This is a genomic window from Collinsella aerofaciens, assembly GCF_001405375.1.
Taxonomy (GTDB): domain Bacteria; phylum Actinomycetota; class Coriobacteriia; order Coriobacteriales; family Coriobacteriaceae; genus Collinsella; species Collinsella aerofaciens_F.
Window position 1 is genome coordinate 1 of the sequence record NZ_CYYP01000020.1, and the last position, 14787, is coordinate 14787.

The window sequence follows — 14787 nt, forward strand, 5'->3', positions numbered from 1 at the left end:
GGCGTGGGCCGCGACCACGGCCGGCGCGGCGGGGTCCGGCGCGGCGGGCCGGTCGGCCCGCGAGCGCATGGAGTAGTACGTCGACCTCGCGACGCCGAGGAGCCTGCACTGCGCTGATATGGGGTAGCGGCCCTCGTTGGCCGCTATGGCCCTCACTTTCGAGCGTATATCAGCGCCGCTTGTTTTAAGACGTCGACCTCCATCCGGAGCCTGCGGTTCTCGCGCTCGAGCTCCAGGATCCGGTTCTGCTCGGGCGTGCGGTTGCACGCGGCGCGCGGCGAGCCGGTCGCGTTTATCGACTTGATCCACCTCTCCACGGTGCTCTTGCCGAGGTCGTACTCGTCCATGATCTCGCGCTTGGGCTTGCCGGCGTTGTAGAGGTCGACTATCTGCCTCTTGAACTCGTCGGTGAAATGCCTCGGGTGCCTGGGGTCCCTCATATACGGCCCTCCCGTCTCCTGCGCCCCTCCCGGAACTGTCCACATCAGTGTAGCCAATCCACCTGGCCCTGGGGTCCACGGAACGGACCCACCCCGCGACGGCGCCGGCGTCGTAGCCGAAGGTCGCGGCACGTACCTCCCCGGTCATGACGTCGAGGGAGACGGCCTTTATCGAGCGGGCGTGGACGTCGAGGCCGATGAAGGTGGTAGTATCGAGCATGGGAGCCCCTTCCATGAATGCGGCGTGGCCGCCACGGTTGGATTAGACACTCACCATTGTCGGCCTAATCCGCGGTCTTTCATGCAGCAGGGGCTCTCAATGTTTTTATGTCCTGCTCATATCGTCTGTGCCGGCACTTTGGGACACTCCTTGTCATTGGTGCAAAGTAACCTGCCCCCATTGCGCCAAGCGGCGTGTTCCGTTAAGCGGAGAGGCGTATTGTTGACCCATCGTTTGGGCATACAATGGCTATTGGCTTGCTGCGGTGAAGGTCTGTCCGCTCCGCAGCTTTTTTCTACGGTTAAAGGAGTATGTATGTCCGTTGAGGTCATGAGGTCTGTGATCGAGGCCGCCGAGGGCCGCGTGCCCGTCGACACGCTGTTTACCAATGCGCAGATCGTCGACGTGTATGGCCAGCGTGTGGCGCCCGGCAGCGTTGCCGTCAAGGACGGTGTGATCGTCGGCGTGCTCTACGATGGTCGCGACGATGTCGCTGGCACCTACGAGGCTGCCGAGGTTATCGACTGCCAGGGTCGCTATCTCGCTCCCGGTTTTATTGACGGGCATCTGCATATCGAGTCTTCGAACATCCGTCCCGCCGAGTATGCTCGCATGGCCGCGACGCGCGGTACTACCACCGCCATTGCCGACAGCCACGAGATTGCCAATGTTGCCGGTCTCGACGGCTTGCGCTTTATGATCGAGGACGGCCGCCGCGCACCCATCTCCATCAAGTACATGATGCCTTCGTGCGTGCCCGCGCTGCCCGACGAGCAGGCCGGTGCCGTTATTTCGGCTGCCGATATGCAGGCGTTTTTTGCCGAGCATCCGGGCGATGTCTTTGGTCTGGGCGAGATGATGAACCTGCCGGGCGTCTTTATGGCCGATCCCGAGACCTGCGCTCGCATTGACGCTGCCAATCAGACGCCGTCCAAACAGGTCGACGGCCATGCTCCGCTTGTTGCCGGCAAGGATCTCAACGCCTATGCCGCAGCGGGTATTATCGCCGACCACGAGTCGACGATTCCCGAGGAAGCGCTCGACAAGCTATCCCGCGGCATGTATGTCATGCTGCGCGAGGGCACCTGCAGCCATGACCTTGCCAACCTGTCGCCTATGCTGCTGGAAAACCCCGCCCGTGCTCGCCGTTGCTGCTTTGCGACCGACGACCGCGCTCCCTCCGACGCGCTTTCGACCGGCATGATCGACAACGCCTGCCGCGTGGCCATCGAGGCCGGCATCGACCCGGTGGTCGCCATCTCCATGGCGTCTCTTTCCACGGCCGAGGCCTTTGGCCTGGACCACGGCTGTCGTGACCCGCATGAGCTCCGCGGCGCGATCGCTCCGGGCAAGCGCGCCGACCTGCTGGTGCTCGATGACCTGACCTTTGCCACGGCCCCGCATCGCGTGTATGCCGCCGGTGCGCTCGTGGCACAGGACGGCGCCTTTGTGGGCGAGGTTGCGCCCGAGACCGCTGAGGTCGCAGCGCTTGCCGATGAGCTGCGTGCTTCCGTTAAGCTGCCGAAGCTTTCGCTTGACGTGTTCGATTATGCCTTTAAGCCGGGCGAGGCGGTTATTGATGTGATCCCTGGCATGGCTATCACGGGCATGGTTCGTCCCGAGACTGACGAGGACTTGCGTCGCATTATGCTTATCGAGCGCCATGGCCGCGGCGTGTCGCTGCAGGCCGAGGGCGTCGACGGCGACGGTCCCGCCGGCATGGGGCTCGTCGGCAAGCATATCGGTCGCGGCTGGGTGCGCGGCTTCACCATCACGGGCGGTGCCATTGCCTCCACGATCGGCCACGACTCGCACAACGTGTGCGTGGTGGGCGACAATGCGGCGGATATGATGGCTGCCGTTGAGGCCGTGGGCCAGGGCGGCCACGTGCTGGTGCGCAACGGCGAGGTCGTGGCGCGCATTCCGCTGGCGCTCGGTGGCCTTATGAGCGAGGGCACGGCCGAGGATGTTGCCGCGCAGCACGACGACTTTATGGTCAAGGCGCGCGCCATGGGTATTGAGCCGCCGCTCGACCCCATCATGGGCATCATCTTCCTGCCCCTGCCGGTCATCCCGACGCTCCGCATCCGCCCCGAGGGCATGTTCGACGTCACAACCTTCACCTACGCCGACTAGTCATCGGGGACGTTCTTAAACGACTAGTCATCGGGGACACTCTTTGGCGGGCTGCCTGACGCCGCGACCGTAGGACCTCTGGCATGTGTGAGCTATTTGCCAGGTCCTTGTAACGTTTACGCCCGCGGAGTCTTATTTGAGCTCCCTTTGGGTACGTTGGAATCGGATACGCGTCTGATTCCAACAAGCCCGAAGGGAGCTTTTCTATGTTTAAACTGATTGCATCCGATATGGACGGCACACTGCTTGACGAAAACGGCCAGGTGCCTCCCGAGACCTATGAACTGATTCTGGCGCTACACGAGCATGGCGTGCATTTCGCCGCATCGTCAGGTCGTCGCTACGATCGCCTGTGCGAGTTCTTTGCGCCCGTTCGCGACAAGATGGACTTTGTCGCCGCTAACGGCGCCCAAGTCTACGCCGACGGTAAGATGGTAGACCGTGAGGTGTATTCCCACCTGGCGATTCGAAGGCTCGCCCAAGCCGTCAGGACGTTTCCCAATCTGCATCTTGCGCTCTTTGACCGAACCAAGTCCTTCCTGCTCGATGACGAGTGCAAGTTCGTGCGTGAGGTCGATAAGGACCTTCCCAATGCCGAGCGCATTTGGGAGCTGCCCGATCCCAGCGTAAATATCATCAAAGCGAGTATCTTTTGCGACGACAGTGCGGTTATGGACAGTGCGTACGTGCTACAGCGCGAACTCGGTCAGCTCTTTACCTTTGCGCCTTCGGGCAACGCGTGGATTGATGCCATGCAGCCCGGTGTGTCGAAGGCCTCGGGTATTGCACAGCTCGCAGAGCATTACGGCATTGGGCGCGACGAGGTCATGGCGTTTGGCGACTCGATGAACGACTACGAGATCATTCGCTTTGTCGGCACGGGCTGCGCGATGGAAAACGCGCGCCCTGCGCTCAGGGCGGTTGCCGATCGCGTGGTGGGTCGTAACCGCGACCACGCCGTTCAGCAGGAGCTCCGCCGCGTGCTAGAGGGCCTCGCTTAATCCGGCAGCTGGGGACGTTCCCGTTCTGCCGGCAGTGGGGGACAGTCCTTGCAGCTTTTCACGAAGAGTGTCCCCAACGACTAGTCATTCAAGAACGTCCCCAATGACTAGCCGATGACTAGGCGAGGGCGGCCATGATGGTGCGGGCGACGCCGTCGTGGTCGTTGTCGAACTCGGTGATGGCGTCGGCGGCGTCGCGGTCTTCGGGCTCGCCGTTGATCATGGCTATGCCGTGGCCTGCTGCCTGCAGCATGGGAATGTCGTTGATGTTGTCGCCGAAGCCCCAGGCGTCGGCGAGACGCTCGCCCAGGTGCTCGCATAGCCATGTGAGGGCCGTTCCCTTGGTGGCGCCCTCGCCCATGACCTCGATATTCATGGCGTACGAACGCGTGACCTCAATGCCTCCGAGCGTGTCGAGCTCCGCCGCGATGGCGTCGCGATCGGCCGGGTCGTGCCAGTACATGGCGATGCGTTCGAGTGTCTCGACCTCGTCGATCTTACTGTCGATATCCATGTCGATCGGTGTTCGTGTGCGCTTGAGCGAAGCCGCGATGTGGGGGTCGCCGCCGCAGAACTCGTCTAGGCGCTCATAGAGCGAGCGGGGGAGGAAGCACTGGCCGTCGGCGAAGATATCGAAGGTCACATCGTGGCCGGCGGCGATGCGATGGATGCGATGGGCGATGCCACGGTCGAGCGGTCGGCTCAAGATACGTTTGGCGCGTGAGGCATCGGTAGGCGCATCTTCGTCGAGCTGCCAGACGCTGGCACCATTGGCGCAGACCGCGTAGTGCACGGCAGGATGGGCGAGGATAGGCTCAAAGATGCCCGACAGCGGGCGCCCCGTGCAGGGCACAAACTCAATACCGCGGCGCGCAAGCTCGTCGAGCATTGCCCAAGTGGCGTCGCTCATCTGCTTATCGCTCGTCAGCAGCGTTCCATCCATATCGGAAAACACAATCATTCGTCGCGATCCTTTCTACTGGCATAAAAAGCGTGGCCGAGGGCGGTGATGCCCTGGCCACGTTCGGGTTCTATAACGGTCCGCGTCTTAGCGATTGGCGAGCGGCTTGTACTCCAGCGGATCGATCACCGGACGGTATGCCGGGCGGATGATGCGATGCGCGCAGAAGAGCTCTTCCATGCGGTGCGCCGACCAGCCGGCCATGCGGGCGACGGCGAACAGCGGCGTAAAGAGCGTCTCGGGCACGCCGAGCATCTTGTAGATAAAGCCCGTGTACAGGTCGATGTTGGCGCAGATGGGCTTGGTCATGCCGTGATCGCGCATCACCTGCGGGGCCAGACGCTCGATGCGCTCGATGAGCGCGAACTCCTCGCCCAGGTCCTTCTTGGCGGCAAGCGTGCGCGCGTAACGGCGGCACACCTCGGCGCGCGGGTCACTCAGCGTGTAGACGGCGTGGCCCATACCGTAGATGAGGCCCGTGCCGTCGAAGGCCTGCTTGTCGAGGATCTTGCCCAGGTAGGCTGCGACCTCGTCCTCGTCCTCCCAATTGGAAACATGCGCACGGATGTCCTCGTGCATGGACACGACCTTGGCGTTGGCGCCGCCGTGGCGCGGGCCCTTGAGCGAGCCGATGGCCGCGGCGTAGGCGGAATACGGGTCGGTGGCCGAAGACGACAGCACGCGGCAAGCGAAGGTGGAGTTGTTGCCGCCGCCGTGCTCGGCATGCAGCATGAGCATAACGTCGAGCAGCATCGCCTCATCGCGGGTGAACGCCATGCCGCCGCGCAGGACCTGTAGGATGGTCTCGGCGGTGGAGAGACCGGGCGTGGGGTGCGGCACGTGAACCTCGGAGCCGCGAAGCTTGGCGATCGAGGCCATGTGTGCGAAGGCGGCGATGCGCGGGAGACGTGCGAGCATGGAAATAGCGACGTCGATTTCGTGCTCGGGCGTGATCACGTCTGGTTCGGCATCGAAGGCGTAGAGCAGCAGCACGGCGCGCTGGAGCACATTCATGATGCTCGACGACACCGTGGTCATGGGGAACTCTTTGACGTACTCGTCGCTCAGATGTCTAAAGGCACCCAGGCGCTCGCAGAAGCCGTCGAGCTCTTCCTTGTTGGGCAGCGAACCCGTGATAAGCAGATAGGCGACTTCTTCGTAGCCGTAGCGATTCTCGGCCTGGGCATTGTTGACCAGATCCTCGATGCTGTAGCCGCGAAGCGTGAGCTTGCCCTGATCGGGCACGACCTTTCCGTCGACCTTGTTGTAGCCGTGCACATCCGAGATACGAGTGAGGCCCGCGACCACGCCCGAGCCGTCGGCATTGCGCAGGCCGCGCTTGACATTGTGCTCGACAAACAGGCCCTCGTCATAAGGGTCGGTCGGCAGGCCGTGGTAGAGGTTTTCGCTCTCAGGCGAAATCTGGCGGCTTGCTTCGTAATCCAGAACCAGGCGGCTCAAGTGGTCATCGAAGCGGTAATAGATTTTCTTGGCGTCGTAGGCCATGCGCGCTCCTCTCCGGGCCGCATCGGGGTGACTTGCATGGGCATGCGCGCGTCAGGCTATCCCCAGCGGCTTGCTCGCTACAGGCGGTACATAAAGTTGAAGACGTCCTCGCGCTGGATGGACACGTTGACGCCCGAAAGCTCGCCGGCCTCGGCCAGGGCCTTCTGCAGCTCGGCGAAGTCGAGCTTGGACTCGGCGGTGTCGGCCAGCATGGTCATGGTGAAGATGTCCTCGATAATGGACTGCGTGATGTCGCGGATGTCGACGTTGGCCTCGCCCAGAACGCGGGTGACGCCGGCGACGATGCCGGGGCGGTTCTTGCCAAGGACGGTGATGACGATACGGGAGGACGAGATCTCGGCCATGGGAAACCCTTTCGCGTGGTTGCGGCGCGCGCGGGGCGCTCCGCTACGGTACAGTGTTCATCATTGTACCTGTCTGGCGCAAAAAAAGGCGCGCTCGCTGCGGCGTTACATGCCTGCAACATGAGCGTAAGGGGGAAGGCCGTACGGGGAAGAGCCGTCTGGCGCGTGTCCGGCTCGTGTTGGGTTGATTTCCGATCTCAGCCGAACACATTGAGCGGACAGGCCGTTCCCGCAGTCAGCCGAACGCCTCCGACGGCTGATTCCGAACTGGAAGCGGAGGGCATCCCCGCCCTTCGGTAGGGGATACCGCTCCGCGGCGCATGCCGCGGGCGGCGCCCCTATCGGACCACCGTGACCTCAGTTGGGATGGGCCCAGCACTGCCGCGTACTCGGTGAGCTAGAGCCAACTGTTCATCTTCACGTCGCGTATGGCGATATTTCGGTCGTCCGGCTCGGTGATGCCGTAGCCGAACGCCTGGAGCGTCTCGATGGACTCCTGGATCCTCTGTTGGAACATGGGACCCGGATCGACCCTCGGCCCGAGGTGCCCGCGCCAAAGGCACGGCGTGGCGCGCAGCATGTTATGGATTTTGGAGATGGGCTCGATGTCGGCGTAGACGTTGAGCGTCGCCATGGCGTCCTTGTGGCCGAGGATCGATTGGAGCGCCTTGATATCGCCGCCTTGGCGGATCCACTGCGTTGCGAACGTGTGGCGAAGGCCGTGGAACGTGATCAGCTCGTCGTTGGTGCCCATGAGGCCGTTGGTCTCCGAGAACGTCTTGAACGCCCTGCGGATATAGCTTGTCGTCGCGAAGGTCGCGCCCGGCTCCGACAGGATGTAGCAGTCCCCGATCTCGACCGCCCCGGTAAGGCCGCGCAAGCGCAGCTTTCCGCAGTCGATCTCGTGGGTCTCCTTCAGGAAGGGGAGTAGGCCGACCGGGTCGATGGGGATACCCCTGGCGTCATGGGTCTTGGTGTCCTTGATAAACGAACCCATTCCCTTCGCGTACGCCACCGAGTGTCTGATCGAGATCAGGCCCGTCTCGAAATCCACATCGCACCACCGAAGGCCGCAGACCTCGCCGATTCGCATCCCCGTGTGCAGGGCGAGTACGACCGCCCTCTAATCCTCGGCGGACCAATCGAGTCCGAACTCCTTTCGGGCATCCTCTTCGCTCATGACTTCGAGAAGGTCTCCGGGTTGGCAACGAAGGGCGAGGCATAGCTGCTCGAGTGTGTTGAAGCGAATGCCGCGAATATGCCCTTTTTTAATACGGGACAGGTTCACGGGCGTGGTTCCAATCCTTTCGGCAAGTTCGTTCGAGGAAATCTTTCGCTCGGCCATGATCTTGTCGAGGCGAACAATTACGGGCATGGCGTTTCCTTACGCAATCTCGTCGGAGTCGAGGTACAGCTCTCGGGCGTACAAGAAGAGCTGGGAAAGCATGAACAGGACGATGCCGAGAACCAGAGAGGTCCAATCGAATGATGAAGCGATCTCTTGGGCGCCGACGGCCCCCTCGCCGCCAAACATCGAAACGGAGGTTTTGAGTGAGCCGGCGTAGAGGCTGGTGGCAGCTTGAACAACGAAGAGAATGCCGAGCACCTTCAAGCATGTCGCAGACCCTTTCTTGAAGGGGTCTGCGCTCTTGATCGTCCACACGAGAACGGCGCTGAGGATGGTCGTAGCGATACCGATGACGGCAGGGACCAATGTCGAGATCGCAAGGGCTGGATACGCGGGGGAGTCTGCAATTACAGGGTTGTCGAGCATTTCGATTGCTGGCTTTAAGGAGAACGCCACTTGTGCGATGGCGGTGGCGCAAAGGGTCGCAGAGGCTATCGCACATGCGATGCGGAAGGAATGAAGCCGGGGAGTGCGATTGTCGGAACTCATAATAACCTCCGAAGAATTTAAAAAACTCAGGTTACTATTTAACAGTTTATGTTAAATTGACTTTGCCGGCAAGTAATCACAGCATGCTGCAACCGAAACCCCTCTAGATTGGAGAGGATTATGTTCAGTACTGTTAAGTCGTGTTAGCTCTTGGTTTTCCTCGGCCTCGCTCTTTGTCTGTTGCTGCCGGGAGCCCCCGCTTTTGCGGATACCCCGATGCCTCCTTCCCAGGAGAGCAGCCAGTGTGCCCTCGTTGAGCCCCTCGGGTATACGGACGACGTCGTCGATACCTACTGGAGCTACAGCTGTCCTCGCGGCGTAAGCGGGCACAGCATCTCGATGTTCAACATCTCTTACAAGACGATCTCCTACCGAAATGGCTATCGCCGATCCGCGCATCATAGGGAATCCCGCCTCGCTGCAATGTGCTCCTGTGGTGTTCTTGGCACAACTGATAAATGGCAATTTGTCTATAGCACCTACTAGATGCGAGGAAGGGCCGAGCATTTTGTTCGGCCCCTCTGTTCCGACTGGATGAGGTTAAGGTTGGCGATGAATATGCTCAAAATCTCGAAGGCGATCTTTAGGTCGCTTCTCTCCTCCAGGTCGCTCTGTGTTGTCGTTGTTGCGTTGATGGTTCTTTGTGCTCTGCCCGTCTTCAGGAGCGCGGCTGGCATCGACGGACGGGTCGAATACCTCGAGTCGGGAATAACCCGTGTTGAGCAGGAATTGTCAGCATCCTATGCGGATGCGCTTGTGAATGCGGGGGAGGACGGTGTCTATACCTCTTCATCAAGCATGCCCGCGCTTCTGTACCCTCTTGCCGCGGGACGTCTTATCTTGGCACCGCTCTCTCCCCTACTTCCGTTTCTGCAGATATCGGATGGAGAGTACACCTATTATGACGGATCGAAGGAGTACTTGCTATGGGTCGCAACGGCCGTTGCCGTCTCGTTCCTTGCCGCGCGTCTTAACAAACGTGAAAAGCTCATCATCCAGGCACCGATGGGCGAGCTGGGTAGACTTGTTGCATCGAGCGTATGGGCGAGTGTTTTTGCAATGCTTGCCGTCCTCGCCATCAATCTTCCAGGGATAATCGCCGCGCTTGTGAAGAATGGCCCGGGCTCGCCGTTCTATCCGATAGGCTACATTCAATATGCGACTCCGGTTATCAAACCGGCTTGGCTGGTGTTCGCGCAGACGGCCATCTTGCAATTCTTGGTGGCAGCGTTCATCTCGCTTGTCGTTCACCTTGCCGTGAAGATTGCCAATAACCCTACGCTTGGAATCGTGTTCGTATGTGCCCTGATGGGGGTGACGATGGTTCCCGGGTATTACGGAAGATCCATCGCTTTACGTGAGTTCGCCCTGTTGAATCCCCTTACGTATGCGAACACTGAGTTGACCGTCGGCGCCTATAGCCCGTACCCGACAACGCAGATAGTGAATCTGCCTGGACTTTGCTTCGAGCGTGGCGCGATTGCCCTCGTATGCGCAATCGGGATCGAGGTGCTGGCAATTAGCCTGCTTTGCGTTGCTGGAAAGAGCGGCTGCGCGTGCCCGATATCCCCGATTTGTCTTGAGAGAGGTTCCTTCACTGCATCGAGAACGGCAACTCGTTCGAGCGCTTGTGCCTCCGCCGTTGCATACGTAAGAACGATGGGGAAACTGCTCCTGCGTTCTCCTACCCTCGCCGTATGCGCGATTGCAATGTCGACGACGATGCTGGCCCCGGCTCTGGTCGAGATGTTTCCTGACGCTGATAACGTTTCCGCTGTTCGGTATAGGGATGGGGAGCTCCGTTCAATAGATCGGTATCTAGAGCAGAACGCTGCGAATATGGACGTCGAGGGCAAAGCGGCCCTGGAAGACATGCGGGATGCTCTTTCGGGTTTCGTGTACGCGCCTATGCCTGCGGAGGGGTTTCGAAGCCTTGCGACGTACGAGCGCGCTCGAGGTGAGCTGGGCGCGGCAGATGCGACTCTCCTGCAATCGATCGGAATCGAGCCGGAGACTCCTTCTCGTGCGGAGGCGCGCGCCCTTCTGCTTGAGTCGATCGCGAGCTTGCCGGACCCCAAGGTTTACGAGTTAAGTACGAAGATGCCCCCATTAATCCTCCTTTCGTATCTCCAGGCAGCGCTTCCCTCCTTATTTTTGCTGTTGCCCGTGGTTGTCACATCGCTCGCGTGCACCCACCTGCAGTGTCGTTCCCTTCTGGTTCTCCAGATCCCCGCAACAGCGCATGTGCGTTTTCTGACGGCTGTTGCGCTGGCTCTCCTGCTTGGCTTGGTGCTGCTTTTGGTGTCGATGGTTCCCGCTGTCGTTGTGTCCGTGATTAAGAACGGTGCGGGTGGATCGGAGTATCCCGTCGCTCTCATTCGGGCGGGAGCTTCGACAACGTCCATGGTGGGGAAGGCGGTGTTGTGCAGTATTCCGTTGCTGGTCATGGCATACGGCGTGATTTCCGTCGTCGCTGCGTTGACAGCAGCGATTAGCCGCAACCCCGTTGTCACCGGAATGGTTTGCGCGGTTCTCTTGGTGTTGGGTTCGTTGAGCGCTCATGTTGAAAGCGTGGGCATGGGCGTCGCGCTGCTGGCTCCATTCGCCTCGTTTGATCCCGCTTCCCAGGTGGGGACGATTGGGTTCCTTGGGCGAGGGACGAACGCGATGCCTTTTGGAGAGGTCGTCGGCGCATCGGGCGCTCTGCTGGTGGTCTTGGGCGCCGTATCTCCGTTGATGGTGCGCCTGAGTGTTCCAAAGATCGAAAGGGGATGATCTCGATGATTGACCTTCAAACGCTGACGATCTCTTATGGAAAGAAGGTGCTCGTAGATTCGGTGAACGCTGAGTTTGCCCCGGGTACGGTCTACGGTCTCGTCGCTCCGAACGGGCATGGAAAGACGACGTTGCTGCGTGCGATGGCAGGTTTGCCGGGTCCTCGCGTGGACGGGAGCATCGTTCTGGATGAGGTGCAGGGTACGGGTGCGAGAGAGGTCCGTTCTATGATCTTCTATGCACCTGGTGAGGGGACGCTGCTGTATCCCGGATTGCGTGCGGAAGATCACCTCAAGATGGTTTGCGATATGTGGCCGCATGCTCGCGATATCGAAGAGATAGTGGAACAAACGCAGATAGGCGAGTTCGCGAAGATGAGGATCCGCACTCTGAGCCAGGGCATGAAGCAGCAGCTTACCCTGGCGATTGCGTATGCGACGGGCGCGCGGTACCTTCTATTAGATGAGCCCATGAACGCGCTCGACCCCAGCAGGGTGGACTTGCATTCCGAGATTCTCAGGAAGCTGGCCGATTCTGGTACGTGCATCATCATGTCATCCCACATCTTGGATTCGGTCGATAGGCTGTGCGATGAGATTCTGTTTTTGAAGGATGGGAGGCTCATTAGAAGCATTCCGCAAGATGATGCTGCGCCGAAGTCTCCTGGATCCCATTTCGCAAAGCCTGCCGGACGCGCCGAGGGTGCGCTAAGCACGTATCGGCGACTCTACGAAAAGGGCGGGTAGAAATGCAAGTTAAAAATCTATGTGGTCAATATAATACCGTTGAACCAGCGTATCGATACCGCTCAGCCATTCGCCTCGCCCCCGTCGCACGCATCTTCATTCGGGCTGTCATTATCAATCTAACGATGCTTTGAGGAATGTAGGTGCTTCTAAATGTACTGTCGACTTCTTCTCAAACTAATCCTAAGAGACAAGGCCGTATGGATTTGTACGCTCGTTCTTGCCGCAGCCTTCTCCGTCCCCATTGCGTTCAATTCACCCATCTACGGGCCCTTCTTTATGAAGCAGGACATGCAGAGCTTTGTCGACGCATTCAATACGCGCGCGCCCCAGGCCAGCGGCATAGACCTATCGCCAGAGCAGCAAGATGACGCGGAGCTTGCAAGATACGCGAACGCCGCCCTCGCCGCTCAAACCGACGCCGCCTTTCTCGATTCTGCCGAGAGCTACTACGCGCTCATGGGCGAAGGCTTCCAATCCGGGTCCATCGTGGGAGACCAAGAGACCAATGACGCAGCGCTCGCATATTGCCGTGCCCTGAGCAGCTCCGGCATCACGGATATCCCGGCCTCCGCAAACGACCTGCCATTCCTTTCCTTCCTGCCTTACGCCATTGCCACGGCGCCGTCTTTCCTTCCCTTCATCCCCTTCCTTCTCTCGTCGATACTCGTGCTCGGCGCCACAAGGCCCGGGACCCTGGCGGCAAAGGCGCCCGCGCCCAAATTCCGGCGCCTTATCCAGATCGTGTTTTCGATAATCGCCGCGGGGACCGCGATGCTCCTCGCCGGCCTCGCACCCGGGGGCATTTACGCCTTGGCCCTAAACGGCTTCGGGCAGATCGGGTACCCGATCGCCTTCTTCCATGACGGCGCGCTTACCACCACGACCGCGGGAAACGTCTTCACAGCCCTGCTTCTCGCGCTGCTTGCGGGCGGAACCTTGATATCCGTTTGCTCCGCCGTCCTATCGACCGCAACGAGGCGCGTCCTCGCGGGCCCCCTTGCCTCCGCGCTGCTTGTCGCGGCCCCGGCATTCCCGTTATTGTCCGATTCGGCACTAGGGCATAATGCCGTGCTCGGGCTCCTGCCACTGCCCGTATTCTCGCCTATCGAGGCAACGGGTTACGTGGGATGCTTCCCGACAGAATTCATTGGCTCCGGTTCAGGCAGCGCATCGATGCTTGCCGTGGCCCTGGCATACGTCGCGGTCTTTTTTGCGGTCGGCGCCGTTGCGACACGTTCCCCCAAACAGTCTGGACCCGCGAAAAAGCACCATGGGCTCGAGCTTCTGGACGTGAGCGTGGGATACGGAAGCACGACGATACTTTCAATCGGATCGCTTTTCCTGAACCCGGGAACGGCGGCGGGCCTCGTTGCTCCCAACGGCTCGGGGAAAACCACCCTTCTTGAAGCGCTGTCGGGCCAATTTCCCACCCGCATCCGCTCGGGAAGCCTGGCGGCAGACGGAATCAGCCAACGTCGATCAGCCGAATTCGCAGAACTCGTCTACCTGAGCTCTTCGGGCAGCGCGGATCTCTATCCCACGCTATCGGCCATCGAGCACCTTGCTTTCGTTAGGGAGGCGTGGAAATCGGCCGCCGACATCGACTCGCTCTGCAGCTCCCTCGGAATCTCCCCATATCTCGACAAGCCGATCCGTAAACTCTCGACAGGAATGAAGCAGCAGGTAAAGCTTGCCATGGCGATATCGACCGATTGCCCGTACCTTATCCTCGATGAACCGCTGAACGGCCTCGATCCGGGAAAGCGGAAAACCTCCTGCGACGCGATGCGCAGCGAGGTGGCGCGGGGACGAAGCGTGCTCATCTCAAGCCACCTGCTCGACGACCTGGCAGACCTCACCAACTCGTTCTACTTCATCGAGGCCGGCACGCTCGTGGAAAAGATCAAGTCGTCCTCGCAGACGCTCAAGCAGGAATACCTCGATACATACGAGGGAGGTGAATGACATGATGGGCAAGAGCTATGCAAAGATAGCGATTGTTGGCTTTGTACTTTGTCTTGCAATGGTGCTATGTGCATCATTTGCGAGGTATAGGTCCGAGCAGTCGTTCATCGATGGCGCTGAAAACGGTTTTGGCATAGACGGGATGTATGTCAACGATGGCGCGACCGGGCCGTCTATGGCGATTCTTGCAGGCGAAGACATGGAATGGCAAATCTGTAATGACGATGGCTCTTGTCTGAGTGGTCGTTTGGCCGCAACGAGCGACCCGAATTCGTTCGATCTTCTCGACAATGATGGATCGGATTGCGGCTCAGTTCACCTGTCGTATGCATCACGAGATGGGATGGACGGCATTCTCTACGTCTCCCATGAGTCTGGCGATTTCAAGATGCGCAGGACTAACCGAGTGCCGGCTTTTTTCGAGGAGTGAGAATTCCCGGCGGTCTGCCGATCAGGCCTCCGGGGTATTGAACCCCGCATTCATCCGTACACACACGGATGAATGCGGGAAGTGTCCGGATGAAGTTGATAATCAAGGAAACAAAGCCGTTCTGCCTGGGACGGCTTTGGCCTGGACTTTAACTACAACATCGCGATCGACACTTATCAGCTCGCGCGACGCGCATGGCCAGATCTCGGACGCTGGTGCATGGAGGACCTTCGAGATTTACTGTGCATCCAAAACGACGACGCACACCGCGTGCTCGCCGACTGCGAAGACGAGTTGGCTGTCTACAATGCGATCAGATACGGCGTGAAGTCCGGAGAGCTT

General features: G+C 59.9%; 12 protein-coding genes and 1 pseudogene. 6 read left to right on the forward strand and 7 right to left on the reverse strand.

The genetic code is table 11. The annotated features are described in order from the left end of the window. Positions 1–66: 66 nt before the first annotated feature. A pseudogene (locus ARB25_RS08955) lies at positions 67–440 on the reverse strand (transposase); the annotation flags it as partial. A gap of 535 nt (positions 441–975) precedes the next feature. On the opposite strand from ARB25_RS08955, the gene ARB25_RS08960 reads away from it, so the two are divergent. Then, positions 976–2796 (forward strand): adenine deaminase, encoded by a 1821-nt coding sequence (locus ARB25_RS08960; RefSeq protein WP_055287474.1) that lies wholly within the window; start codon positions 976–978, stop codon positions 2794–2796. Positions 2797–3002: 206 nt separating this feature from the next. Beyond that, on the forward strand, positions 3003–3797 hold the full coding sequence (locus ARB25_RS08965) for a Cof-type HAD-IIB family hydrolase (protein ID WP_055287476.1): 795 nt from the start codon (positions 3003–3005) through the stop codon (positions 3795–3797). 118 nt (positions 3798–3915) lie between these two features. Here the strand turns inward: ARB25_RS08965 and ARB25_RS08970 are convergent, their stop codons facing one another. The 6 genes from ARB25_RS08970 to ARB25_RS08995 form a co-directional block, all read right to left on the reverse strand. Beyond that, positions 3916–4758, reverse strand: a complete 843-nt coding sequence (locus ARB25_RS08970) for a Cof-type HAD-IIB family hydrolase (protein WP_055287478.1) — start codon at positions 4756–4758, stop codon at positions 3916–3918. Positions 4759–4845: 87 nt separating this feature from the next. Continuing rightward, positions 4846–6264: a citrate synthase gene (locus tag ARB25_RS08975; RefSeq protein ID WP_055287480.1), complete on the reverse strand. Its 1419-nt coding sequence runs from the start codon at positions 6262–6264 to the stop codon at positions 4846–4848. 77 nt (positions 6265–6341) lie between these two features. Then, complete coding sequence (locus ARB25_RS08980; protein WP_006235289.1) at positions 6342–6629, reverse strand: ACT domain-containing protein; 288 nt, start codon at positions 6627–6629, stop codon at positions 6342–6344. Positions 6630–7026: 397 nt separating this feature from the next. Continuing rightward, the gene (locus ARB25_RS08985; RefSeq protein WP_270225426.1) at positions 7027–7734 is read right to left on the reverse strand and encodes a site-specific integrase; all 708 of its coding nucleotides are present in this window, start codon (positions 7732–7734) and stop codon (positions 7027–7029) included. A gap of 18 nt (positions 7735–7752) precedes the next feature. Next, positions 7753–8004: a helix-turn-helix domain-containing protein gene (locus ARB25_RS08990; protein ID WP_006235292.1), complete on the reverse strand. Its 252-nt coding sequence runs from the start codon at positions 8002–8004 to the stop codon at positions 7753–7755. A gap of 9 nt (positions 8005–8013) precedes the next feature. Continuing rightward, complete coding sequence (locus tag ARB25_RS08995) at positions 8014–8526, reverse strand: hypothetical protein (protein ID WP_055287483.1); 513 nt, start codon at positions 8524–8526, stop codon at positions 8014–8016. A gap of 552 nt (positions 8527–9078) precedes the next feature. Between ARB25_RS08995 and ARB25_RS09000 the strand changes: the two genes are divergently transcribed. The 4 genes from ARB25_RS09000 (at position 9079) to ARB25_RS09015 (ending at position 14445) form a co-directional block, all read left to right on the forward strand. Then, the gene (locus ARB25_RS09000) at positions 9079–11301 is read left to right on the forward strand and encodes a hypothetical protein (RefSeq protein ID WP_055287485.1); all 2223 of its coding nucleotides are present in this window, start codon (positions 9079–9081) and stop codon (positions 11299–11301) included. A 5-nt stretch (positions 11302–11306) separates the two neighbouring features. Then, a complete protein-coding gene (locus ARB25_RS09005; protein WP_117769450.1) occupies positions 11307–12047 on the forward strand; it encodes an ABC transporter ATP-binding protein in 741 nt (246 codons plus the stop codon). Positions 12048–12326: 279 nt separating this feature from the next. Further along, on the forward strand, positions 12327–14015 hold the full coding sequence (locus ARB25_RS09010; RefSeq protein WP_172676358.1) for an ATP-binding cassette domain-containing protein: 1689 nt from the start codon (positions 12327–12329) through the stop codon (positions 14013–14015). Position 14016: 1 nt separating this feature from the next. Continuing rightward, complete coding sequence (locus ARB25_RS09015) at positions 14017–14445, forward strand: hypothetical protein (protein ID WP_055287489.1); 429 nt, start codon at positions 14017–14019, stop codon at positions 14443–14445. Positions 14446–14787 lie beyond the last annotated feature (342 nt).